At 68.7% G+C, this 23790-nt stretch carries 20 protein-coding genes and 3 riboswitches; of the genes, 9 read left to right on the top strand and 11 right to left on the bottom strand.

What is annotated here, in order from left to right; translation table 11 throughout:
- The first annotated feature begins 12 nt into the window (after nucleotides 1-12).
- Together Afe05nite_RS37180 and metE are read left to right on the top strand one after the other, a co-directional pair.
- Nucleotides 13-369 carry a restriction endonuclease gene (locus Afe05nite_RS37180; RefSeq protein WP_203822007.1) on the top strand — a complete coding sequence of 119 codons (357 nt, stop codon included), beginning with the start codon at nucleotides 13-15 and terminating at the stop codon, nucleotides 367-369.
- A gap of 266 nt (nucleotides 370-635) precedes the next feature.
- Nucleotides 636-853, top strand: a riboswitch (cobalamin riboswitch).
- Between the two features lie 123 nt (nucleotides 854-976).
- Nucleotides 977-3226, top strand: coding sequence for a 5-methyltetrahydropteroyltriglutamate--homocysteine S-methyltransferase (metE, locus tag Afe05nite_RS37175; protein WP_203822006.1), 2250 nt, complete (start codon nucleotides 977-979; stop codon nucleotides 3224-3226).
- A 365-nt stretch (nucleotides 3227-3591) separates the two neighbouring features.
- Here the strand turns inward: metE and Afe05nite_RS37170 are convergent, their stop codons facing one another.
- The 7 genes from Afe05nite_RS37170 to Afe05nite_RS44250 all read right to left on the bottom strand — a co-directional run bounded on the left by Afe05nite_RS37170 (nucleotide 3592) and on the right by Afe05nite_RS44250 (nucleotide 10489).
- Complete coding sequence (locus Afe05nite_RS37170; protein ID WP_203822005.1) at nucleotides 3592-4545, bottom strand: MerR family transcriptional regulator; 954 nt, start codon at nucleotides 4543-4545, stop codon at nucleotides 3592-3594.
- Nucleotides 4546-4547: 2 nt separating this feature from the next.
- Nucleotides 4548-4759: riboswitch (cobalamin riboswitch) on the bottom strand.
- A gap of 105 nt (nucleotides 4760-4864) precedes the next feature.
- Entirely contained in the window at nucleotides 4865-5416 is a 552-nt protein-coding gene (locus Afe05nite_RS37165) for a GNAT family N-acetyltransferase (RefSeq protein ID WP_203822004.1), read from the bottom strand.
- A complete protein-coding gene (locus Afe05nite_RS37160) occupies nucleotides 5416-6081 on the bottom strand; it encodes an ABC transporter ATP-binding protein (RefSeq protein ID WP_239118479.1) in 666 nt (221 codons plus the stop codon). Before Afe05nite_RS37160 ends, Afe05nite_RS37165 begins: the two co-directional genes overlap by 1 nt.
- The gene (locus Afe05nite_RS44750) at nucleotides 6078-7025 is read right to left on the bottom strand and encodes an ABC transporter ATP-binding protein (RefSeq protein WP_275407542.1); all 948 of its coding nucleotides are present in this window, start codon (nucleotides 7023-7025) and stop codon (nucleotides 6078-6080) included. Before Afe05nite_RS44750 ends, Afe05nite_RS37160 begins: the two co-directional genes overlap by 4 nt.
- Nucleotides 7022-7894 (bottom strand): ABC transporter permease, encoded by an 873-nt coding sequence (locus Afe05nite_RS37150; protein ID WP_203822003.1) that lies wholly within the window; start codon nucleotides 7892-7894, stop codon nucleotides 7022-7024. The genes Afe05nite_RS44750 and Afe05nite_RS37150 overlap by 4 nt, the downstream gene beginning before the upstream one ends.
- Nucleotides 7887-8909 carry an ABC transporter permease gene (locus Afe05nite_RS37145; RefSeq protein WP_239118478.1) on the bottom strand — a complete coding sequence of 341 codons (1023 nt, stop codon included), beginning with the start codon at nucleotides 8907-8909 and terminating at the stop codon, nucleotides 7887-7889. Before Afe05nite_RS37145 ends, Afe05nite_RS37150 begins: the two co-directional genes overlap by 8 nt.
- Nucleotides 8894-10489, bottom strand: coding sequence for an ABC transporter substrate-binding protein (locus Afe05nite_RS44250; protein ID WP_239118477.1), 1596 nt, complete (start codon nucleotides 10487-10489; stop codon nucleotides 8894-8896). Before Afe05nite_RS44250 ends, Afe05nite_RS37145 begins: the two co-directional genes overlap by 16 nt.
- 184 nt (nucleotides 10490-10673) lie before the next feature.
- Nucleotides 10674-10856: riboswitch (cobalamin riboswitch) on the top strand.
- Between the two features lie 30 nt (nucleotides 10857-10886).
- Here Afe05nite_RS44250 and Afe05nite_RS37140 point away from each other — a divergent pair.
- From Afe05nite_RS37140 to Afe05nite_RS37125, 4 genes are read left to right on the top strand one after another with little or no spacing between them, the layout of a single operon-like run.
- Complete coding sequence (locus tag Afe05nite_RS37140) at nucleotides 10887-11891, top strand: ABC transporter substrate-binding protein (RefSeq protein WP_203822001.1); 1005 nt, start codon at nucleotides 10887-10889, stop codon at nucleotides 11889-11891.
- Between the two features lie 5 nt (nucleotides 11892-11896).
- Nucleotides 11897-12952, top strand: a complete 1056-nt coding sequence (locus Afe05nite_RS37135; RefSeq protein WP_239118476.1) for a FecCD family ABC transporter permease — start codon at nucleotides 11897-11899, stop codon at nucleotides 12950-12952.
- Nucleotides 12952-13710: an ABC transporter ATP-binding protein gene (locus tag Afe05nite_RS37130; RefSeq protein WP_203822000.1), complete on the top strand. Its 759-nt coding sequence runs from the start codon at nucleotides 12952-12954 to the stop codon at nucleotides 13708-13710. Before Afe05nite_RS37135 ends, Afe05nite_RS37130 begins: the two co-directional genes overlap by 1 nt.
- The gene (locus Afe05nite_RS37125; protein WP_203821999.1) at nucleotides 13707-14429 is read left to right on the top strand and encodes a (2Fe-2S) ferredoxin domain-containing protein; all 723 of its coding nucleotides are present in this window, start codon (nucleotides 13707-13709) and stop codon (nucleotides 14427-14429) included. The genes Afe05nite_RS37130 and Afe05nite_RS37125 overlap by 4 nt, the downstream gene beginning before the upstream one ends.
- Nucleotides 14430-14582: 153 nt before the next feature.
- Here Afe05nite_RS37125 and Afe05nite_RS37120 read toward each other — a convergent pair whose 3' ends face one another.
- Nucleotides 14583-14954, bottom strand: a complete 372-nt coding sequence (locus Afe05nite_RS37120) for a helix-turn-helix domain-containing protein (protein WP_203821998.1) — start codon at nucleotides 14952-14954, stop codon at nucleotides 14583-14585.
- Between the two features lie 266 nt (nucleotides 14955-15220).
- Between Afe05nite_RS37120 and Afe05nite_RS37115 the strand changes: the two genes are divergently transcribed.
- The 3 genes from Afe05nite_RS37115 to Afe05nite_RS37105 all read left to right on the top strand — a co-directional run bounded on the left by Afe05nite_RS37115 (nucleotide 15221) and on the right by Afe05nite_RS37105 (nucleotide 17886).
- A complete protein-coding gene (locus Afe05nite_RS37115) occupies nucleotides 15221-16570 on the top strand; it encodes a tyrosine-type recombinase/integrase (protein WP_203821997.1) in 1350 nt (449 codons plus the stop codon).
- A 236-nt stretch (nucleotides 16571-16806) separates the two neighbouring features.
- Nucleotides 16807-17343 carry a hypothetical protein gene (locus tag Afe05nite_RS37110; RefSeq protein ID WP_203821996.1) on the top strand — a complete coding sequence of 179 codons (537 nt, stop codon included), beginning with the start codon at nucleotides 16807-16809 and terminating at the stop codon, nucleotides 17341-17343.
- A 195-nt stretch (nucleotides 17344-17538) separates the two neighbouring features.
- Nucleotides 17539-17886: a histone-like nucleoid-structuring protein Lsr2 gene (locus tag Afe05nite_RS37105; protein ID WP_203821995.1), complete on the top strand. Its 348-nt coding sequence runs from the start codon at nucleotides 17539-17541 to the stop codon at nucleotides 17884-17886.
- Here the strand turns inward: Afe05nite_RS37105 and Afe05nite_RS37100 are convergent.
- The 3 genes from Afe05nite_RS37100 to Afe05nite_RS37090 all read right to left on the bottom strand — a co-directional run bounded on the left by Afe05nite_RS37100 (nucleotide 17871) and on the right by Afe05nite_RS37090 (nucleotide 23732).
- Complete coding sequence (locus tag Afe05nite_RS37100) at nucleotides 17871-18998, bottom strand: hypothetical protein (protein WP_203821994.1); 1128 nt, start codon at nucleotides 18996-18998, stop codon at nucleotides 17871-17873. The two genes, Afe05nite_RS37105 and Afe05nite_RS37100, sit on opposite strands and share 16 nt — an antisense overlap.
- 446 nt (nucleotides 18999-19444) lie before the next feature.
- Nucleotides 19445-22957 carry a DEAD/DEAH box helicase gene (locus Afe05nite_RS37095; RefSeq protein WP_203821993.1) on the bottom strand — a complete coding sequence of 1171 codons (3513 nt, stop codon included), beginning with the start codon at nucleotides 22955-22957 and terminating at the stop codon, nucleotides 19445-19447.
- Complete coding sequence (locus Afe05nite_RS37090) at nucleotides 22947-23732, bottom strand: Hachiman antiphage defense system protein HamA (protein WP_203821992.1); 786 nt, start codon at nucleotides 23730-23732, stop codon at nucleotides 22947-22949. The genes Afe05nite_RS37095 and Afe05nite_RS37090 overlap by 11 nt, the downstream gene beginning before the upstream one ends.
- Nucleotides 23733-23790 lie beyond the last annotated feature (58 nt).

Genomic DNA, 23790 nt, shown 5'->3' with positions numbered 1-23790 from the left:
ATCGGCGGCGGCGTGAGCAGGCAGCTCGCTGATCGCGTCGCCGCGCTGATGCGCGCGGGTGGCTGGCGAAAGGTGACGGTCACCGCCTCCATGGGTCTGCTCGGCACGGATGTGGTCGGGGTCGGCGCGGACGGGCGGCGGTGGCTGATGCGCTGCCACCACGACCCGTCCCGGCTGGAGCCGGCCGACGTGCACCGTTTCGCCGACATGGTGCGCCAGGCACGCCGGGGTGAGGTGAGCATGATGGTGGTCCCGGGAACCGTCCCGGATCCGGTGCTGCACACCGCGGCCCAGGCCGGCGTCACCCTCGTCGACGCCGGCAGCCTGCGATGGTGGGCGGCACTGCAGAGCGAGAACGGCAGCGCCTGAGCCGGAGATGTCAGCAGGTGCGGCCGCTGTCCTGGGTGACTCTGTCATCCAGGACAGCGGTGACCTGACCGCAGACGCACTGCGCAGCATCACCGGCCGCGAGGATCACCCGGATCCGGGCCAGCCTGGCGTTCGCATCACGCAGTTGCTGACAGACCCAGTGCGTCCGCCGTTCGGGACGGCGGGATGAGGTCTGCCCGTCCGACTTCGATCGCCTGGACGCCTCCCGCCGGCAGGTGGGCCCCGGGTTCCGGTCGCGAGCCCGTACGATGGCCGACGGTGTTGGTTCGCCCGGTCGGCCAGAGTGGGCGTCGTAAGAGGGAACCCGGTGCAAGACCGGGACTGCCCCGCAGCGGTGAGTGGGAACGACCGCCGTCATGAAGCACTGGACCTGTGTACGGGTCTGGGAAGCGACGGCCAGTAGGAGACCGGGATTCCGGTCGTGCCCGCGAGTCCGAAGACCTGCCCGCACTGCGCACACCGTCCGGTGTGCGCCGCCGGCGACCCCTCGGGAGGGTCAGGGCGGAAGCGGGTGCTTCGCCGTACCCGTCCTTCCTCCTTTCCTCCTTCGGTGTCGTCGGGCACTTCGAGGGAAGGACCCCTGCAGGTGAACACCGCATTCGGGCAGAGCACCGTGCTCGGCTACCCGCGCATCGGCGCGAACCGGGAACTGAAGAAGGCCGTCGAGGCCTACTGGGCCGGCACGATCGACGCCGCCGCCCTCGAGCAGACCGCCGCCGGGCTGCGGGCCGAGGTGTGGCAGACGCTGCGCAACGCCCGCCTCGACGCCATCCCGTCGAACACGTTCTCGTTCTACGACCACGTCCTGGACACCGCTGTCGCCGTCGGTGCGATCCCGGACCGGTTCGACCGGCTGGGTCTGTCGGACCTGGACACCTACTTCGCCATGGCCCGGGGCGTTGACGCCGAGCCCGCGCTCGAGCTGACCAAGTGGTTCGACACCAACTACCACTACCTGGTCCCCGAGATCGCCGACGACACCACCTTCCAGGCCCGGCCCGGCAAACCCCTCCGGGAGTACGCCGAGGCCGCCGCGCTCGGCATCACCACTCGCCCGGTGCTGGTCGGGCCGGCCACGTTCCTGTTGCTGGCCAAGACGTCGGAGTCGAGCGGGCGGCCGTTCGACCGCCTCGGCGAACTGACCGACACGTACGCGGAGATCCTGGGCCGGCTCGCTGACGCCGGCGTGCCCTGGGTGCAGCTGGACGAACCGGCCTACGTCACCGACCGCACACCGCAGGAGATCGAGGCCCTGCGCGCGGTCTACCACCGCCTCGGCGGCCTCGAACGGCGGCCGCAGATCTTCGTGGCCACCTACTTCGGCGAACTCGGCGACGCCCTGCCCGCCCTGCTCGACACCCCGATCGAGGCCCTCGGCCTCGACCTGGTCGCCGGCCAGGGCAACCTGGTCCGGCTCGCCGCGGCCGGGCCGCTGCGCGGCAAGACGATCGTGGCCGGGCTGGTCGACGGGCACAACATCTGGCGTACGGATCTGCACGCCGCGGCGACGACCGGTGCGACCGTCACCGGGCTGGCCGACCACGTCGCCGTCTCCACCTCATGTTCGCTGCTGCACGTTCCGGTCGACCTGTCGGCCGAGACCCGTCTCGACGCGGATCTGGTCGCCCGGCTCGCGTTCGCCCGGCAGAAGGTCGACGAGGTGGTCCTGCTCGGCCAGGCGCTGCGCGACGGCACCGCCCACCTGCCCGATCCGCTGCCCGCGACCCCGGCAGCGTGGCGGCACGACGAGGTCCGGGCCCGGCTCGCCGGGCTGAGCCCGGCGGACCGGCAGCGCGGCGCCTACCCGGAGCGGGCCGCCGCCCAGCAGGCCCGGCTCGGCCTGCCGGACCTGCCCACCACCACCATCGGCTCGTTCCCGCAGACCGCCGAGCTGCGCCAGGCCCGCGCCGCACTACGGGCAGGCACCCTCGACGACGCCGGATACGCCGCCCTCATGCGCAAGGAGGTCGAGCACGTCATCCGGCTGCAGGAGGCGTTGGGCCTGGACGTCCTGGTGCACGGCGAGCCCGAGCGCAACGACATGGTGCAGTACTTCGGCGAGCAACTCGACGGTTTCGCCGCCACCGACCTGGGCTGGGTGCAGTCGTACGGGTCCCGGTGCGTGCGCCCGCCGATCATCTACGGCGACGTGGCCCGGCGTCGGCCGATGACGGTCGAGTGGTCGACGTTCGCGCAGTCGCTGACCGCCAAGCCGGTCAAGGGCATGCTCACCGGCCCGGTCACCATCCTGGCCTGGTCGTTCGTCCGCACCGACCAGCCGCTCGCGGACACCGCCGACCAGGTCGCCCTGGCCCTGCGCGACGAGTGCCACGACCTGGAGACGGCCGGCATCACGGTGATCCAGGTCGACGAGCCGGCCCTGCGGGAAACCTTGCCACTGCGCAAGGCCGACCAGAAGGCCTACCTGGACTGGGCGGTCGGCGCGTTCCGGCTGGCCACCAGCGGTGTCGCCGACGACACCCAGGTACACACCCACCTGTGCTACTCCGAGTTCGGCGAAGTCATCACCGCCATCGACGCGCTCGACGCCGACGTCACCAGCATCGAGGCGTCCCGCTCCAAGATGGAGGTCCTCGACGACCTCGCCGCCATCGGCTACCGCCGCGGTGTCGGCCCGGGCGTGTGGGACATCCACTCACCGCGGGTGCCGTCACACGACGAGGTGATCGGCTCGCTACGCCGGGCCGTCGCGGCTGTTCCCGCCCAGCGGCTGTGGGTCAACCCTGACTGCGGCCTGAAGACCCGCGGCTACGCCGAAGTCGAGGCCTCCCTCAAACGCCTGGTCGCGGCGGCGGCAGTGGTCCGCGGCGGCTGATCCCCCTTCCCCGGTGCCGGGCGGGCCGTTGCCGCGGCCCGTCCGGCCCTCACTCCTGGAGTGACCGGCTGATCCGGTGAGCCTGGTGTCTGACGCAGTCGTTCGGCGGGCGTCGCCGCTCGTTCGGCGGGCGTCGCCGCTCGCTCGCCAGGCGAGCCGGGCGCGTTGTCGGCGATCATCCAGCGTCGTTGCCGCACTTCCGCGGGATCCGCGAGGACAAGGCAAGCGGCTCCCGACAGACCCCGGGATCGGCGTGATCAACCCGGGCAGCGCCGTCCGGGTCCGCGCCTGCGCTGCGTCCTGACCGGAGATTCTACGGCGGCACGGTCATCGAAGCGGCCTCCTCTCCATCGGCGGCGTCCACCCTACGGACCATCGATCAGCCCGGCGACCGCCGCGACGGTGTCCGCGAGGGTCGGGCAGAGCACGCCGTGGCCGACCGGCCACGCGCCGCCCGCGGTCACGATGACCGGCTGCCATTGCGGCACGGTACTCAGCGCGGCGATCAGCTGTGAGATGTCCTCCCGCCAGGAGTGGCTCCACACGACGACAACGGTTGGTCGGATCTGCCCGGCGACGTCGGTGAGAGCGCCGGGCGGCAGATCCGCGCCCAGGTGCACCGAGCCCACGCCGCGCTCGGCCAGGGCTGCCGCCAGGGCGTCGAGCGCGGCGACGTCGCGGCGGGTGTCCACGGCGACGAGCATCACCGGCGCCGCTGACCCGGCCGGCGGACGGGGCACCGCGGCGAAGACCTCGCTGAGGCAACGGCCGAGGACCCTTCGGGCGACAGCCTTGTGCGGCTCGCCGTATCCGGCCTGGCTGATGTGGACGAAGGCCGGCCCGGCAAGGGCGTGCCAGGTGTGCACCACCCCCTGCGACGCGACGGCGGCGGTGAGGGTCTCACGTAAGGTCAGCACGTCCAGGCGGCGGGCGGCACGAGCGATCCTCCGGGCCGCGGCCTCGGTGCCCCGGTCGAGAGCCGGATGGTCGGCGGGCCACGGAGTCGTCTGTCGGCGAGCCTGCCGGGCGGCCTCGGCGGCCGGGACGCCGCGGGTGGTCAACCGGGCCATCTCGGTCAGGGCGGCGACGTCATGCGGCGTGTAACGACGATGTCGACCGGCCTGGTGACCGGACGGCCCCAGCCCGTACCGCTGATGCCAGGTCCGCAGGGTCGTCGTTGCGACTCCCAGCCGGCGGGCGAGCGCTCCGGCCGCCAGACCAGGGTCGGCCCGCTCACCGGACGTGTTCGGGGCATGCTGAGGAAAGATGCTGTCTGTCACCGCCGACCCGCCCTCGAGGTCACCGAAAAGACCACGCACCGACCGATGCGTAGGCAGTGGCAGGTCTTCGGACTCGTGGGCGCTCGTTCTTGCCTACTGGCCGTCGCTTCCCAGACCCGTGCGCAGGTCCAGTGCGTTTCTGACGGCGGTCGTTCCCACTCACCGCTGCGGGGCAGTCCCGGATTTACACCGGGTTCCCTCTTACGACGCCCGGCCTGGCTGAGCGGGCGAACCGACTGCGCCTGCAGTCTACCGACGGGCCGCCTTCAGCGGCTCGGGCCATCCCGCCCGCGAACGTCATCGGATGCCGCAGGCATGCGCTCGACCGCCGGTACCGAGGTGGACGCACCACCCCGCCTCAACCCGTAGCCTGTGAGTGCCATGGTGCCAGGAACACCACGATGTCGTTGACGGCCTGCGGAAGCGGGTCGACCTCATGCCATCCCATGCCCCGGTAGAACGCCACGGTTTCGCCGGCGTGCCGTGCGGTCAGCAGCCAGGCCCGGCGCTGCGGCGCGGTCTGAGTGATCAGGTGGAGCAAGCGCCGCCCCAGTCCCCGTCCGCGAGCCGTCGGCATTACGGCGAGTTCGTCGACCTCGAAGGCCCCGTCGAGCAGCTCGCTGGTGCGGATCTCACCGAGCTGGCTGGTCACCCTGGGGTAGGCCCGCTCGGCCGGAAGCGGGGTGTGGGTGAGCCGGCCGGTTGCGAACCCATCGACCCGGGTGCCGGTGCGGGCGACGACCGCCCGGAATCCGTCGCTGCTGGCGTCGGTGGTCAGCCGTTGCCGGAATGCCTGTGCTGCTGCGGCGTCTTCGTGCCACGGTGGAGCGCTGAACACCTGTGTGTAGACGCCGGTGAGGTCGTCGAGCAGAGTCGGCGGCAGGAGCGGGCCGGTGTAGGTCTCGAGCATCAGCGGGCGACGGCCGGCAGATCGGCCAGGTCGAGTGTGCGGTCGGCCCAGCGGGTCATCAGCGCGGGGTCGTGGCTGACGATCAGGACGCCGGCGTTGTGGCGTTGCTGGTAGGCGGTGATGACGGTAGCGATCAGCGCTTGGGTGGCCGCGTCGAGCATGGTGGTGGCTTCGTCGCAGAGCAGGTAGTCCGGGGTGTGGGCGAAGGTCCGGGCCAGGCAGGCGCGTTGCAGTTGGCCGTCGCTGACGGCGTGCGGTCGGCGGGTCAGCAGGTCGGTGGTCAGTCCGACGGTGTCGGCGAGTTCGGCGACCCGTCTGGTGACGGTTTCCCGTGGGTGCCGGGCGACGCGTAGGGGTTCGGCGATGAGGTCGGCCAGGGATAGTCGTGGGTCGGCGGCGGCGCGGGGGCTCTGGAAGAGCACGCCGATGCGGGTGCGGACGGCGGCCGGGACCGCGTACCGGGTGCCGGCGATTGCCGTGTCGTCGATGCTGATCGTGCCGGCGGCTGGGCGGTGCAGCAGGGCGAGGACCCGCAGCAGGGTGGACTTGCCCGCGCCGGACGGGCCACGCAGCCCGACCGTCTCACCCCGCATGATGCTCAGCGACACGCCGTCGAGGACGCGGCGGCGGCCGTAGGTGACGGTGATGCCCTCGGCGGTGATCACAGCCGGGCTCCCATCGGGTGGTGGCAAGCCACGCCGCGGTCGCGGCTCGGCTGAGTGCCGCAGTCGATCGAGGCGTACGGGCAGCGCGGCGCGAAGGCGCAGCCGGCCGGCAGGTCGGTCAGCATCGGCGGGTGGCCGGGGATCGGCGCGAAGGAACGGTCGGGCAGCGCGTCGAGCAGGGCGTGGGCGTACGGGTGCCGGGGCCCGGCGAAGAACTCCAGGGCAGGCCGGTGTTCGACGATGCGACTGGCGTACATGACCGCGACGGTGTCGGCGACCCGTTCCGCCGCGGCCAGGTCATGGGTGATCAGGATGACCGCGGCGCCGTCATCGCAGCGGGCCCGCAACAGGTCCAGGGTCGCGTCGACCAGCGGCCGGTCGAGTCCCGAGGTGGGTTCGTCGGCCAGCAGCAGCGGCGGATCCGGCGCCAGCGCCAGCGCTGTCGCGAGGCGCTGGGCCATCCCTCCGGACAGTTCGTGTGGATACAGGTCGAGGTCGGCCGGGGCGAGTCCGACTCCGGCGGCTACCGTCTCGGCGTCGGTGCGGGCTCGGCTGTGGGCGCGCAGGGTTTCTTGCAGGAGGTGCCGGCCGGTGCGGACCGGCGTCAGCGCGGTGGCCGGGCTCTGCGGGACCAGGCCGACGCGGCGTCCCCGTACCGTGCGGGCCATGGTTTTTTCGTCGGCGGCGAGCAGGTCGACCGGTGCGCCATCGCCGTGCAGCAGTGCGGTCCCGCTGACGGTGGCGTTGGCGGGCAGCAGACCGAGCAGGGCGTGGGCGAGGACGGACTTGCCGCAGCCGGACTCCCCTACCACAGCCAGCAGTTCGCCCGGGGCAACGGTGAGACTGATGGCGGTGACGGCGTGCACGATGGCGCCGGGCAGCCGGAACCGTACGGTCAGGTCGCTGATGGCCAGCATCGTCGAGGTACACACGGTGGTGGTCACAGCTGCAGCTCCGCTCGGACGCGGGGGTCGAGGCGGTCGCGCCAGCGGGCGACGACCGCCGCGAGGGCGAGGGTGACGATGACGATGACCAGGCCGGGCATGAGGCTGGCCCACCAGGCGCCGGTGAGCAGCGAGCCCTGCCCGTCGTTGATCATGTTGCCGAGGGAGGCCAGGTGCGGTGGCAGGCCGAGGCCGAGGAACGACAGGGCGGTCTCGTGCCAGACCGCGTGCGGCACCATCAGGGTGGTGGCCAGGGCCAGTTTCGGCAGGACGTGCGGCAGCAGGTGCCGGGTCAGCACGCGCAGTCGGCCGGCGCCGCCGCTGATGGCGGCGTCGATGAACGGCCGGGTGCGCAGGCTGAGCAGTTCGGAACGCACGATCCGGGCGGTGGACAGCCAGTGGGTCAGTCCGACGGACAGGATGACTGCGCCGAGGCTGGGCCGCAGCATCGCCACGATGAAGATGCCCAGCAGCAGGTGCGGCAGCGCGGCGACGGTGTCAACGATCCGCATCAGCAACCGGTCCACCCGGCCGCCGAGGGTGCCCGCGATGCCGCCGACGATCCCGCCGATCACGGTGGCGACCAGTGCGGCGACGGCACCGACGAGCAGGGAGACCCGCAGGCCGTAGAGGGTGCGGTGGGCGACGTCACGGCCGAGGTCATCGGTGCCGGCCGGATGGGCCCACGACGGCGCCAGCCGGATGCGGGCGAGGTTGACGGCGCTCTGGTCCAGCGGCCACAGCAGCGGGGCAAACAGGCAAGCGGCCACGGCCAGCACCAGCACAGTCGTGGCGATGGTGACACCGAGGCGGCCGGGCCGCAGGCGCAGGCGGGGCAACCGGGTGCGGCGCAGGGTCAGCTCAGCCATCGAGGCGCACCCTCGGGTCGGCGGCGGTGTAGGCCAGGTCTGTGAGCAGGTTCGCGGTCAGCACGACGGCGGTGGTGACCAGAGTGATCGCGGCCAGCAGGGGGAAGTCGCTGCCCAATGCGGCCTGCACGGTGACCGCACCCAACCCGGGCAGCGAGAACACCGTCTCCACCAGCACCGCGCCACCGACCAGCTCGGGCAGGTGGGTGCCGATCAGGGTCAGGAACGGCAGCAGCGCGGTCCGCAGCGCATGTCCAAACAGCACGGTCCGCCCGGGCAGGCCCCGGGCTTTCGCAGCGAGGACGTGGTCGTCGCGCAGACTCTCGGCGACCGAGTCCCGCACGAACAGCAGGAACCACGGCGCCTGCGACACCGCCAGGACCCCGACCGGCAGGATCAGATGCCGGGCCACGTCCGCGGCCGACGTGGTGGTGGCGGTGACCTCGGTCAGGCCGCCGGCGGGCAGCCAGCCCAGGCTCAGGGCGAACACCGCGATCGCGGCCAGGCCGAGCCAGAACACCGGCATGGCCTCGACCGCATAGGCCGCGGCCCGCAGGCCACGATCGAACAGACCACCCCTGCGGTACGCGGCCAGCGTGCCGAGCACGAGGCTGGACACCAGCACGACGGCCAGGGCGGTGCTCACCAGCAGCAGGGTCCAGCCGGCCCGGGCGCCGAGGACCGCGGTGACCGGCTCGTGCCGGCTCGTGGACCAGCCCAGATCACCCTGAAGCAGGTTGCCGACCCAGCGGGCGTACTGCACCGGCAGCGGGTCGTCGACACCCCAGTTCGCGCGGATCTGGTCGAGGTTCTCACTCGTGGCGGTGAACGCGGCTGCGCCGGCGTACTGCTTGGCCGGGTCGATGGGCGAGGCTGCGCCCAGCAGGAACATCCCGATGCTGGTCGCGATCAGCACCGGCACGGCGACCAGCAGCCGGCGGCGGACCACCGCGCCCGCTCCGGCGAGCCCGCGCCGTCGGCGTGCCGGCGGTGCCTGGGTCACGAACGGGTCCAAGTGTTGATGTTCCACCACAGACTGTTGGCCACGTCGTGCTCGTGCGCCTCGACCCGCGGGCTGACCCCGGTGATACCGGCCTTCACCACGTAGGTGTGCTTGAGGTAGGTGAGGAACACCCACGGGGCGTCGGCGGCCAGTTGCTGCTGGAACGTGGCGTAGGCGGCTTTGCGCTCGGCCGGGTCGGCCTGGTCACGGCCGTCCTGCAGGGCTTTGTCAGCGATCGGGGACTTGTAGCTGCCGGGGTTGAAGTAGCCCTGCGCGGCGAACACCGACCCGAACAGCTTGTAGGACACGAAGTCCGGGTCATACGGGGTGCCGAACCCCATCAGCAGCGCGTCCCGGGTGATCCGGGTGTCGATGGCGTCCCAGGTCAGGCCCTCCGGATTGACCTTGATGCCGACCTTCTTCGCGTCCGCGGTGACGGCCAGGGCGAGTTCCTTGCGCAGGCTGTCGCTGGCCGGGTACATGAGCGTGAAAGCCGCCTGCCGCCCGGCCTTGGCCCGGATCCCGTCCGGGCCGGGCGTCCAGCCGGCCGCGTCGAGCAGCGCGGTCGCCGCCGCCGGGTCGGCCGAAGGGTTGCCGGCCGCCGACCCGTCGGCGTACTCGGAGGTCGGCGGGATCGGCCCGAAGGCCGGTTCACCCGCCCCGGCGAGGATGCCGGTCACCATGGCGGCGCGGTCGACCCCGACGGCGAGGGCCTTACGGACGGCAGGGTCCGCGGTGACCGGGTTGGTCAGCGGCAGCATCACACCGCGGTAGTCGGCGGTCGGTACCCGCTGCACGGTGTAGCCGGTGGCGTTGTCGAAGCCGGCGGCGAGCTTCGGTGCCAGCTCGGCGGCGTCGAACTCCCCCGCGCGCATCCGCTGGGCCCGGACGTTGTCGTCGGCGACGAAGGCGACGATCAGCTTGCGGTTGGCGGGCTTGCCACCCCAGTAGGTGTCGTTGGCGGCGAGCACGAGGCGGTCCCCGGCGGTCCAGGATTCCACCTTGTACGGGCCGGTGCCGATCGGTTGCCGGTTGAAGCCGGCCTTGTTGATGTCCTGGCCGGTCAGCGCCTTGGCCGGAACGATACCCAGGGTCAGCCGCTGCAAGAACGGCGCATACGAGTACTTCAAGGTGAACACGACGGTGGCCGGATCCGGTGCGGTGACCGTGGTCAGCATGTCCAGGTCGGAACGCAGGGTCGAGTCGACCTTCGGGTCCAGCACCGCCTGATAGGTGAAGACGACGTCCGCGGCGGTCAGCGGGGACCCGTCGTGGAAACTCACCCCGGAACGCAGTTTCGCCGTCACCGTCTTGCCGTCCGCGGAGACGGCGGGTAGTTCGGCCGCCAGGGCCGGAACCAAAGTGTTCGTGGCGTCCCGGGCGACCAGGCCGTCGAAGATCAGCGACGCGCCGTCGACACCGAAGTTCAGCACCGGGTTCAACGTGTCCGGCTCCCCCGCGGTCGCCACCACGAAGGTGGAACTCGCGGCTGAAGGTCCTGACGTGGCCGAGGTGGACGAGCAGGCGGCCAGCAGCAGAGCGCCGGTGACGGCAGCTAAGACACGGCTCGCGCGGGGATGCGATCGGACCATCACAGGGGTGACTCCCAGGTCTGGGCAGGCCGGGGTCACCGGCCGGCGAAGGCTTCTGGTGCGATCGGAGACTTCCTGACGTCAGCCTGACGCAGTTGCACAAGATTGGCAACAAGTCGATCGTGAATGAGTACGGGTCCACCGCCATGGCGTTGATCACCGTGGCCAGCACCGCCCTCGGCGGTTAGGGTGGCGCTGCCGTGGTGTTCGGGAAGCCGGTGTGAAACCGGTGCGGCCCTCGCCACTGTGATCGGGAAAGTCTGCGGCCCTCGTCGTTTTTGCGAGGTCACTGGGCGCGAGCCTGGGAAGGCCGGCCGCAGACGCACGTCCCGTCAGCCAGGAGACCGGCCACGGCACCGAACGACCCGTCCACGAGGTGCTGGAAGGTGGTCCCGCGATGCGGTCCCCCATGTCTTGGCGCGCTATTGCGCCGCTGTCCGTTCTGCTCATGCTGCTCGCGGGTTGCTCCGCCACCGCGGACGAGCCCGGAACTGCCCCGTCAGGATCGGCCGGCCCGGTCGCGCTGACCAACTGCGGTGTCCCGGTCACCGTCACCAAGCCGCCGGCCCGCGCGGTGACGATGAACCAGCCCGCCACCGAGATCATGCTGGCCCTCGGATTGCAGGACCGGATGATCGGCACCGCTTACCTCGACGATCAGGTCCTGCCCGAGTACGCCACCGCCTATGCGACGGTGCCGGTGCTGGCCAAGGAGTACCCGTCGAAGGAGAAACTCCTCGAAGCCGAGCCGGACTTCGTCTACGCCTCCTTCGCCAGCGCCTTCAGCGACGAAGGCGTCGGCGACCGGGCCGGCTGGAACAAACTCGGGGTCGGCACCTACAACTCCCCGGCCGGCTGCGCCAAGGAGACCCGCCCGGCGAAGCTGAGCGTCAACGACGTGTTCGCCGAGATCCGCGACATCGCCGCGATCTTCGGCGTCCGTGACCGTGCCGAGACGCTGATCGCCGACCAGCAAGCGAAGATCACCGCAGCCGCCGCCACGATCAAGGACGCGGAGAACACCACCGTGCTGTGGTGGGACGGCGGCAGCGACGCCCCCAGCGTGGGAGCGTGCTGCGGCTCCCCCGGCATGATCATGCAAGCGGTCGGCGTCACCAACGCCTTCGCCGATCTGACCGGCAGCTGGGCCGACTCGAGCTGGGAAACCGTCGCCGACCGCGACCCGGACGCGATCGTGCTGATCGACGCGAGCTGGGATCCCGCCGCCACCAAGCAGGCTTTCCTGCAGAAACACCCCACGTTGAAGGACCTGCCCGCCGTCCGCGCGAAGCGGTTCATCGTCATCCCGTTCTCGGCAACTGCGGCCGGCGTCCGCAACGTGCTCGGCATCGAAGCCCTGGCCAAGGGCATCGCCGCGCTGCCGGCCAAGGTGGGCAGCTGACCGCCGTGGCGACCCGCCCGCTCCCGGCCCTCGGCGGGCCGGGACGGGCGGGCCGCACGACGGTAGTGCTGATCGTCGCCCTGGCCGGGCTCCTGCTGTCCATCGGTGCGGCGATCACCGTCGGTCCGGCCGACCTGTCCCTGGGCATCGTGTGGAAGGTCATCGCCGACCACCTCGGCCTCACCCACGCCGACGTACCCCTGCTGCGTGACCACATCGTCTGGGAGCTGCGCCTGCCCCGGGTCCTCGGCGCGGCCGTCGTCGGTGCCGGTCTCGCCGCGGCCGGGGCGGTCATGCAGACCGTCACCCGTAACCCTCTTGCGGACCCGTACCTGCTCGGCGTCTCCTCCGGCGCCTCCCTGGGTGCTGTCGCGGTGATCGTGCTCGGCCTCGGTGCCGGCACCGCCGCCCTGGCCGGTGGCGCTTTCACCGGCGCCCTGCTGGCGTTCGCCCTGGTCATCACCATCGCCGGCCGCCGGGCCGCCCGCGCACCGACCCGCATCATCCTGGCCGGCGTCGCCATCGGGCAGCTCTGCGCCGCGCTGACCTCGTTCGTCATCATCTGGGTGGCCGACCCGCACGCCACCCAGAGCATCACCTTCTGGCTCTCCGGCTCCCTGGCCCGCGCCGACTGGACCGCCCTGGCCTGGGCGGGACCCACTCTTGGCGTGATTCTCACGCTGATCCTGCGGTACGCCCGCAGCCTCAACGCCTTCGCGTTCGGTGAAGAGGCCGCGGCGACCCTCGGCGTCGACGTCACCCGGACCCGTTGGATCCTGCTGATCGCCACCGCCTTGCTCACCGCAGTGCTGGTCGCAGTCAGCGGGGCGATCGGCTTCGTCGGGCTGATCCTGCCGCACGCCGCACGCCTGCTGACCGGCCCGGACCACCGCCGGCTGCTCCCGGTCGTGGTCCTGACCGGGGCGATCTTCATGATCTGGGTCGACACCGCCGCCCGCACCCTGTTCGAACCCCGCGAACTGCCCGTCGGCGTGCTGACCGCACTGCTGGGTGTGCCGGCGTTCCTCCTACTGATGCGCCGCCGGGAAGTGCGCGGCTGATGCTCGAGATCACCGACGTCTCCTGGACGGTGCCGGCCGCCCGCATCCTCGACAACATCACCTTCACCGTGCCGGCCAACAGCCTCGTCGGGCTGCTCGGCCCGAACGGCTCCGGCAAGACCACCCTGCTGCGTGTCGTCGCCGGACTGCTCCGGCCGCGGACCGGGCAGGTGGCCCTCGGCGACGCCACCGTCGCGGACCTGCCCCGCCGCGTCGCCGCACGCCGGATGGCTCTACTCGCCCAGTACGCGGAAACCGATCTGGACCTCACCGCGCTCGACGTGGTCCTGCTCGGACGCACCCCGCACCAGCGGTCCCGCTGGTCGGACACCGACACCGACCACGCCCTGGCTCTGGCCGCTCTCGATCGGGTCGACCTGGGCGGCTTCGCCCACCGCAAATGGCAGACCCTGTCCGGCGGGGAACGCCAACGTGTCCAGCTCGCCCGCGCCTTCACCCAGGAACCCGAATTGCTGCTGCTCGACGAACCCACCAACCACCTCGACATCGGCCATCAGCTACAGCTGCTGCACCTGGTCCGCCGCTCCCAGGTCACCACCCTGGCCGCCCTGCACGACCTCAACCTCGCCGCGATGTTCTGCGACACCGTCGTGGTCCTGCACCACGGACAGGTCGTCGCCGCAGGCCCGCCGTTCACCGTGCTGACCACCGACCTGCTCGAAGACGTCTACGGAGTCGACGCCGACATCACCAACCATGACGGGCGACCGGTCATCACCTACCGGCCACCGTCATGACCGTGCTACTGGTCGCCCGCGCGGTGACCCACCACGGCGGCCACGACGCCATCCACCGCCTCGCCGCACAGGTCAGCGCCACCACCGGCGTGCCTACCCAGGCGTGCTTCCTCGACGGCGCCGAGCCGTCCCTGCACACCGCCCTCGACGAGACCGCCGACCACGCCGAGGTCCTACTCGTCCCCGCGCACCTGCCACCGGACCGCTACCTCGACACCTGGATACGGCGCGCCGTCGCCCACTGGCGCGCCACCCGCGACCGCCACCCGACCATCTCGGTCAGCCAACCACTGGCGACACAGCCGTCCCTGGTGACAGCGGTCGCCGAAGCCACCACCGGTGGGCACACCCTGCTCGACGGCAACCCCGGACCGTTCCGCAGCCCGGCCTGGTCACAGATCACCCGGCACCGCCGGCAGGTGCTAATCTGCCGCGGGCCACGCTGCACCGCCTACGGCGCGAACCAGGTCGCCACCGCCCTCAACGAACGGCTGGCCAAGAACGGCCTGGGCGACGATGACGTCCTCGTCACCGCCACCGGCTGCCTGTTCCCCTGCAACCTCGGCCCGCTGGTCGTCGTGCACCCCGACGACACCTGGTACGAGAACGTGGACCCGAACCTGGCCATCCGGATAGTCGACGAGCACCTGCGCGACGGCTCCCCCGTAGACGGCCATCGACCGAGAAACGCTGACAGTTCCGGAGTACGCAGCGACTGACCGCGCCACGCCGACGACTGCACTCCGACACCGCCGCGCGCTTATTCATCTGCGGCTCTGCTCGCCGCAGTAACCTGCACCATCGTCCATAGAGCGTCCTAGGAACCTGGTTCGTCAGCATCGATAACTCCAGCAGGCAATGACGTTTTTAGATCAGCCTGGCTTTCGGCTTTGTTGGATCCGCCGCAAAACCCTGGCGACATGCGGCTGGGTTGGCCTATCTTCGAAAGGCTCCACCGCGTGCTTCTCGAGCATCCGGGCGATCTGATCAAACGTGAAGAAGCGATGCCGCGCGAGACACACATGCTCCACCCGTTCAGCACGACATTCGTCAGCGAGCCATCTCGGCGACACACCAAGCAGGTCGGCGACCTCCTCAACCGTGTACCTGATCTTCCGCACGTGACGATCCGGCTCGGTTGCTCCTGTCATCATTGCGGCATTAGCGATACAAGCCTTGAGAAACTTTTCGAGGTCACCAATACCCAGCTGGGCGGCAAGCTCAAAAACCGTCGCACCGGACACGGGACCGCCACTTCCTCAACGACTACGCTGCGAAGACCGAAGGACGACCCCCACACGCTAACGATCGACACATAGAAATAGTTGCTGGTCGACGGCTTGCTGGACCCCCACACTGCCAGTTCGAACTTATACAGCCTGTGACCTGCACGTTTGCAAGGATGCCCTGGTCAGAAGGTTCTCAGGGTGCTGGTTCTTACGCTCAGTAGGAACCGACATGCCCCGTTGGTGTTCGCATGCGTACACCTGTTCGGCCTACTTTCCTGGGCATGGCATCTATGAAACCGCGTGGGCGGTCTTACGAGGTTCGGTGGCGTTCGGGTCGTCAGGGCGACTGGCAGACGTGCACGTTCGCGACCGAGAAGCTGGCGCAGGCGGCCAAGGATCTGGCCGAGGCGCGTCACCACAAGATCAGCGACACAGACGTGTACGCCGCACTGCTAGGCATCGACCAGGTCGACGACGAGCCGGAGGACGAGCAGAGGGAGGAGGTGGAGCGCAGCCCGACGCTGGCCGCCTGGGTGGATGAGTGGCTGACGCTGAAGGTCGACGTCGCGGAAAGCACTCATAAGGAGTACGCCCGCATGTTGCGGGGGCGGGTGGTGCCGGTCCTGGGCGATCTGCGGGTGGATGAGATCAGCCGGGACAAGGACATCGACCCATGGAAGGTGAACCTGTCGGCGGATCTGATGCCAGCCGGCGTGCAGAAGCACTGGGCGGTGCTGAGCATGGTCATGCGGGATGCGGTCCCGCGGTTCCGGCCTGACAACCCCCTCGACCGGCAGCCGGGGCATCGGAGTAACGGGCTGCCGAAGGTCTACAAGTACAACGCGTGCTTCCTGTCGACCGAGGAGGCGCGTCTGCTTGTCGCTGCGTGCCCGGACGCGATTCGTGATCTCGTTCGGGTGGCGTTGGGGACGGGAATGCGGATGGGCGAGATTTTCGGCTTGCGGGTGGGGTCTTTGGAACTGCGTGGCGAGCGGCCGGCGCTTTACGTCGAGCAGACGTTGCGCCGTGGTGGCACGTTCGCTGAGCCGAAGTCGGAACGGTCGAGGCGGTCCATCTTGCTGCCGAAGACGGTCGCCGCGTTGCTGGCCGATCGGATCAAGAACAAGCGCCGCGGTGATCTGGTTTTTACTGCTCCCGGCGGTAAGCCGTGGGACGCGAACAATTTTCGTTCGAGGTACTGGGATAAAGCGGTTGCGGCGGCTCAGCGGTGCGCAGCTCATCCGCCGACGCCGGCGAAGGTCGGCAATGTCAAGAAGGTGCGGCGTGTCAGCGACTTGGCGGTGTCGTCGTGCGAATGCACCACACGGCTGCAGCAGCGGCCCCGTTTCCACGACCTGCGTCATTCGCATGTTGCGTATCTAATTGACGCAGGATGGGATTTCTTCGTTATTCAGCACCACATCGGACACGCCTCGATCAAGACGACTTTTGATGTCTATGGTCACCGGCTGACGCGCGGCGACAAGGCCCGCCTTAAGGCGCTTGACGAGCGGCTCACCGATGGGACCGTCACGGATATGCAGGGTGCGAAGAAGGGCCGTAAGAAGGCGGCGAAGAAGTCAAAGGGCAATATCTCGCCCTTTATCGAAGGGTTGGGCGAGGCGGCCTGACGCGATCTCTCATGCGAGAGGGTGTCGAGGCTCCTGGTGCTGCGCGTGAGTTGGTCAAGGTCAGTGATCTTCTAGGGCCGGCTCGCGCGCAGCGGGCTCGATACCCCGTTGGTATTGCGCGTGTCAGAAGGAGCTTTAGGTTCCATAATGGAGGTATGGGCATGAGCGATAGGAAGCTCCCGCGGCAGCGGTCATACGACTCGGTGTGCTTGCGGTGCCGTCGCCTTGATCAGTTGGTGAGCGTGCCGGCCGCGGTACGCGCCGGGCATTCCACCGGTGTGGTGCGTGGCAGCGTGACTGGTCGGTTCGGCTATGACGTTCCTGTCAGCGGTCGGGTGGTCCAGGTCAGCGGGTTGGCGCGTGCATTGGCTGCGCCGAGGCGACCACGTGCCGCCACCGGGCCTGCCATCGTCTTCGGCGGCTCCGTCCTGCTCGCGATGTGGAACCTGCTGCTGGCGGTGTCGGATCCGGCTGACGGTACGGCGTGGTTCGGGACGGTGTTCTTTCTCGCTGTGGCGGCCGGCAGTGGATGGGTACTTCGAGCGCGGCAGCGCCGCCTCCAGGTGATGGGTCCGCTTGCTGACGAGGCGGTCGGGCTTTGGCGGCGGTCGTGGTACTGCCGCCGGTGCGGCGTCGTCAGCGTCTACGGCGCGGGTATGCCGGTGACCGTGCCGGCGGGCAGTCTCGCTTCTGCGCTGATCTCGGTGGCGCAACAGCGCCGTCAGCAACCGGCGCAGTCTGTGCGGTCCCCGTCTGCGGGTGTTTCGCAGTAGCCCGCATTTGGCGGTGTTTGCCGGCGGTTACAGGATCTTAGGCAGCGAGGACTTTTGCTTCGCTGCCTCACCGCGTTCGGGCACTCTTTCCTGGTCAGTGCCGGTGGCGGCCGGCTGAATGTCGGCACGTCACGACTATGGTGGACGTTGATATTGCAACGACCGAACAGGTCGTGAGAACAGGAGTGTTGATTCATGGCGAAGCAAGTCATTACCGTCCTGACGGACGATCTCGACGGCGGCGACGCCGATCGCACCGTGGAGTTTGGGCTCGACGGGGTGAACTACACCATCGATCTGTCGGAGAAGAACGCCGGCAAGCTCCGCAAGGTTCTCGACCCCTACCTCGAGAAGGCAACCAGGATCGGCCGGGGGACGGCAGCGGGCCGTATCACGTCTCGCACCGCCGCAGCCCAGCCCAGCAGGTCCAGCCGTGATCAGAACCAGGCGATCCGGGAGTGGGCAAAGAAGAACGGCCACGAGGTCTCCGACCGGGGCCGGATCCCGACTGGTGTCGTCGAGGCGTTTCACGCCAAGCGCTGAGCCTTCCGCAGGACGATCCGTCCGGGGAGGGGCGAACGAGACGCCGTTGCGAATTCCACGGGGGAAGAACTCGCAACGGCGTCTCCACGAGAGTAGTCGATGCCATGGACTTCAGCTCGATCGTGCTGAAGAGCCGGCAGCAGGTGGCGGCTTCTCCAGCACGTCGCGTTGCGGATAGCAGCTCCGGCCTCGTTGAGCAGGCTGAGCTGTTCGACGGTGTACTCCTCGTTCACGTGCCCGAGGTCGGTGGCGAACGCGTTGCCGTACCGGTCCAAGCCGGCGTAGTAGAGCGCGGCCATGGAGAAGCGGCCAGTAACGAAGGCCGGCTGCGGGGCCACGCCGATTCCTTCCGGCAGGATGATGAAAGGGGCGTTGACGAGCGGGTTAAAGTCGTGTTGCCGCAGCTCCGGACGTTGGTGACGACCAGCCTCGGCCAGCTTTCGGAGCGAGGCAACCGGTGCACTGAGCCGGGTGTCGTACACCCGCAGGATTTGCTCCTTGGGCACGGTCTCACGGATCGGCGCGAAGTGAGGCTGGTCCAGCCAGGTCGGATCGAAGGCGCCGGCGTTGGTCATCACCGCGGCCAGGAAGAAGGGGGCCAGATCGGTGTACGTGTCAATGTCGGCACCGAGAAGTTCGGCGATCACTGTGTCGCTCAAGACCTGATACTTCGGGCGCGGGAACGCTCGTTTCAACATGGGGCGCATCCGGGCCGTGTCCCCGAAGATCGGCTGTTGGTAGGGAAATTGCTGGTAGCTGGTGCGCAGCATGAAGCCCGTGATCGTTTCCTCCCCGACGCTCACGTCGCCGTTGAGCGAGAGCGGGTCCTCCAGGTCGATGACCATGGCGTCCAAGGCCCGCAGGGCCTGAAGGGTGGGCTGCTCTCGTCGGGTGACGTGGGCGCCACCCGCGAGGGCTTCGCGGGCTACGAGACTGACCGCCCATGGCTTGATCGGATCGCGGACGTCGACGGTCTCGAAGGGGTGACTTTTTAACTGCGCGGTCGACGTGCGAGCGAGCAGGCGCAGCAGTGCGAATGGCCGGTATCGGCGTACCGCCCGCACGAACTCGTCGTACCGCACGCCGGTGATCCGCTGCGGTACGTGCGGCACGGCGGAAACCCGGGACCTGTTCGGGTGACCCGGCCGTTTCCGCGATGAAGCCATAGCGGACATTGTGCCTGGAGCCCTCGGAGAGAGCGATCTACTTACCCTGCGTTCGGAGGGGCGAGACATCGCTCTTTCGGTGCGCTCGCGCCCGTGCCGAGGCGTCATACCCGCTTTCAGCTTTCAGGGACCGAGTTGATCATCGGGGTCGGACCGGTGAACCCGGCACCGACGCCACGAACGAACAGCCACCTACGCGACCCGGTGTCGAAACTCGTAGACACGAAATCCGCCGACGATCAAGCAGTGCCGAAAGTGACGTTCACACGGTGTCCAAAACCGCCGAGATAATCACTGCCGAGCGTTCAAAGCGCCGACCGGCACGGCCGCTCGGCCGGGCGGGATGCCGGTGGCGGCGGTACAACATCCCCGCCGCCACCGGGCGTCGCGCTTTAGCGAGTCGGTGGTCTCGGCAGCAGGTCCTTCGGGCCCCGATAGCGCAAACGGATGCCGGTACCTGCGCGGTGCCGGCGGGCGCGGAGGATGCCTTGCCGTTCCTGATCGAGGAGAATAGACGCCTCGCCGAGCGGGTCGAAGCCTGTAGACCAGATGTTGATCTTTCCCGGGGTCGCGTCGGTAATCCGCAGCCACGTGTCCGGTTCGGGAGGCGTCCCGTACCAGGTGACCTCCTGCACGTCCTGGGTTTGCTGGCTCCATTGGCGGGCACGTCGTGTCCGTAATGGATTGACGAATACCTCCCATGCCGACCGTGACTCGGGTGTCGGCCATTCTGGGTCGAGGCCGTACGCAGGATCAAGGTCGTCGATCCACTGGCGCATGCCGTCCGTCGAATCGAATGTGGCTCCGGTGCTCGTGACCGCCGAGATGGCGGCGAGACGATGGTCGAAGCCCGTGCGAATGAGGATCGATACCGCTCGGTTGAAGGTTCCCGTCTCTATGGCGGCGACCGCGGAGCCCGACAAGGTGTCGGCGTCGGCGTTGCTCTGGGCCGCTTCGTACACCTTCGCGGCTTCCATTCCCCAGACCAGCCGGTAGATGACGTCGTCTTCGATGAACTGGGCCACCTGGACGCGATCGCCAGGCACCTCGCTGAGAGCCAAGCCGCCTACCCAGTGGCGTAGTACGTCGTTCCAGTTGGCGAGGTTCGTTTTCGGCTCGAAGACCTCGATTGCGAATACCGTTTCGGCGATCGACACGATCAGGTCGGCGGCTGCCGCATGGTCCTCTTCGAGGATCGCGGCTTCGGCCTGGCCCGCGAGGGCGATGATGCGACCGGATACCTGGGAGAGTTCCGAGCCGCCCTCCGCCCCGAGCCCCGCCAAGAACCATCCGCGGCGCTGGGATGGTGTGGCTGTCTGCCACAGGTATCTGGTCCGGCTGTAGACGAGTGCACGAACGGCTGCTGTGTTGATGTCTTCGTCGCGGCGCAGTTGCCGGTCCCACAGCGAGTCCCGGAGGGCGTCGGCGACGATCTGGGTCGCGGCGTCGGCGACCACGTCTTGGTCGCCGTCTCCGACGATGCTGAGGATGCCGATGTCGAGAAGTTTGAGGTTCTCTCGCCAGCTCGCGGCTGCGGCCTCTTGCACGTCAGCGGTCTCGTGTACCACGACGGGCAGAGACCACTCGGGGGCGCCGGTGAGGTACTCGAGCAAGGGCTCAACCGTCGTGAGCCCTTGGGAGCGGTACATCCTGCGCAGCAGGTCAATACCGATTTCAATCAGCCCCGATTGGAGATCCTTGCCGCCGTCTCCTTCCGTCAGTTGGAACCACTCACGGCGGCGGCCTGGTGTGGGGGCGAAGATCGGGTAAAGGACGAGTCCTTCCGTATCGACGAACGCGCGGCCGGCGCGGCCGATCACGTTCATGAACTCGGAGGTTTTGATCAGTTCCTTGCCGCGGTGCAGGCTGTGAAAGAGCACTGCGGAGGCGGACAGGTTGAGTCCTTGGGCGAGCGTGGGCGAGGCGATGGTGACCTTCAGGATGCCGCGCTGCAAGAGTCGTTCGATCTCGCGCCTAAAGGGTCCGGGCAACGCGCCGTGGTGGATGGCCACGCCGAGCTGGAGGCACTTGAGGATGGGATGGTCGGCACCGAACCACTCCGCACCGACCGTTAGCGCATCGCTCAGGTCGACGTCGGGCGGCAACAGTGAGGTCACGAGGCCCCGAGCGTGAAGGTCGACGATCGTACTGGCGAACGGCTCAACCGACTTGCGTAGTGGGCAGAAGACCAGGACGGTTTGCCCTTCCTCGACCAGCCGCCATCCGGTCGCGATGACGTGCTCGCGCTGGTCTTTCGGAAACATCTTCTTGCGCCGTCCGCTCGGCTCCTTCTCCTCGAAGTAGTGCTCGATGAACGGCTGCTCCGAGCCGAGAGTGATGGACAGCCGAGCATGGTCTCTGCGCCACTCGACCAGGCCGAAGCGCTGCTGAGTCGGGCGCCACGACTCTCGGTGCAGCCCGTCGGCCTCGTCGTCGGTGATCCACGCGACGAAGTCCTGCAGCTCAGGCCCAGAGGGGAAGACGGCCGACAGGCAGAGAATGCGACGTTCCGAGGCGTCCGAGCGGCGCAGCAGCCGCTGGATCTGGGCTTCGTAGCGCACCTCGCGTTCGGAGGCCCCGATCATGTGTCCTTCGTCCAGAACGACCAGGCCGACGTCGTCGAGCAACGACGGGTCCGATCGCAGGGCGAAGTCCAGCTTCTCGGGGGTCGCCACGACGATCTCGCTGGAGCGCAGGGTGTCCTCATCGACGTCGCTGGTTCCCATGCTCCCGTAGAGCGACGACACCCGGATGCCTAGCGGCGTGAACGTGCGGGCGAGGATGTGCTCGGTCTGCGCGGAGAGCGCTCGCAGCGGGGTGACGTAGACCGTCCGCCGCTGTTGCGCAAGACAAGCCAAGATCGACAACTCCGCGATGCGGGTCTTACCCGCGCTGGTCGGCAACGCCACGACGAGGTCCCGCATGTCCTGGAAGAGCCGGTCGACGACATGCAGTTGCGAGGGCCACAAGTCGATCTCGGAGCGCTCCCGTGCCAGCAACGACGCGACGAAGGTCCGTCGCAGATACCGCCACCGCTCGACTCGGTCGCCAGCACCGGACGGCGGATCGCTCGGAATGTTGGTCTCCAGGCTGGTGTCGAACAGGCCACCCAGCAGATGCCGGGTGAGCCGGTAGATCCACCACGGCCCGGGGGCACGCACGTCCGAGGACGCCTGTTCGCCCTCGCGCAGCTCGGCGAGAGCAGTGTCCAGCAAGGCGCGGTTGCCGATCTCGATCGCGAAGAGCCCGGCGGCGACCGCCGACAGGTAGTTCTCGCTCAGAAGCAGGACAACGGGGCCGACCTCCTCGGGCACCGGCTCCTCGGGCACCGGCTCCTCGTCCACCTCGCTATCCGCTGGGTTGAGGGCGACCAGCAATACGGCGTCGGAGATCTGATCCGACGTCCGCAGCGACAGGGTCCGCCGCTCTATAGATCCCAGATTGCGCATAAGCAGATCGGCCAGCGTCTCCTCCATCGGAGTCAGCCGTCCCGACTGCCGGCTGCCCTGAACCAGCGAGAACGCTCGCGCGGAGAAGCCGCCGAGGTGACTGGCCGCGCCGGCAACGAGGCCGTGAAACACCAGGTCCGCCGCGGAGGCGGCGTTCCGGGTGGCCGCTTCCAGCGCATACGAACTCTGGATGAAGCCCTGCTGAGCGAGGGCAGCCTGCTCGGGCGAGTCGTTCTGCGTGATCTCCAACAGCTCGAGGCTGGTCGATAGCAGCGCGTACCCGTAGTTGAGCAGATCGGCATCCAGGAAGGAACTGAAGTTCGGCGCGTCCGGGGGCAGGGTGCCATCACGGCGAATCATCGACTGGGCCTGACCCCGGGCCAAGAGCCGGTTACGGAAGCCGGCGTCGGTGGCGGAAGTCAGAATGTCCACCAACTCCGGCACCTCACGCGCCACTGGTGGTCACCTTCTCGTAGGCCCCCTGGACGAACTGCCGGTGACCCTGGACCCGGAGCGTGATCGTCAACTGCGACACGGAACCCTGGTAGGACTCCAAGTCCGCCGTCACATGCTTGCCCGGGTTGTTGCCCGTGAACAGGAACATCAAATGATCGACGTCCTCGGGCCGGACGCCCTCACCCAACTGCAAGGCGAGCACAGCGTCCCCCACATCCTCGCTGTCGGGCGTCGACAGCAGCCGCTCGGCGAACTGGGCGAGAGACTGCGGTGACGGTAACTCGTCGTTGCGCGACAACCCGTCGCGCGCCTCCGCGACCGTGTCGCCATACAGCCTGGCACGGCTCTTGGCCTCCGCCTTGACGATACGCAGCTTCCCGTCAGGACCGAACTTCGCCCCGAGCGCGTCGTCGCCTCGCATGGCCCATTCCTGGTGGTCGCGATCGATCAGCCTGCTCGGCCCGACCACGCAACCCTGCTCCTCGTGAAGATAGGCCGTCGCGAGGATCTCACCCACGTCACCGGATCGGGCGCTAGCCGAGGTAGGAAGTTTGTTGCGGAGGAAATCCGCGACGGCGGCCTTCCCTAAGCGCTCGGCGATGCGCGCGAGCGAGCCAGAGTTGGCGTACTTGGTGGGTAGACCGGCTGCGATTGTGTTGACACCCGTGGCGTCGTCGTTGGACTCGATGAGGCCGGCAAGGTGGCCGCCGGTGGAGACCGGCGTGCCAACCGTGCACCATTGCCTAAAATCCGACATGTCGTAACGTCCGCGCATCCCATGTTCGTGACCAAACCCCAGCGGACAAACTGTATCGAGCCGACGCGATGGTCGG

It is taken from the genome of Paractinoplanes ferrugineus, assembly GCF_016862195.1.
Taxonomy (GTDB): Bacteria; Actinomycetota; Actinomycetes; order Mycobacteriales; family Micromonosporaceae; genus Actinoplanes; species Actinoplanes ferrugineus.
Note: the sequence above shows the minus strand (reverse complement) of the source record. Positions and strands in the feature narration are given on the sequence as shown.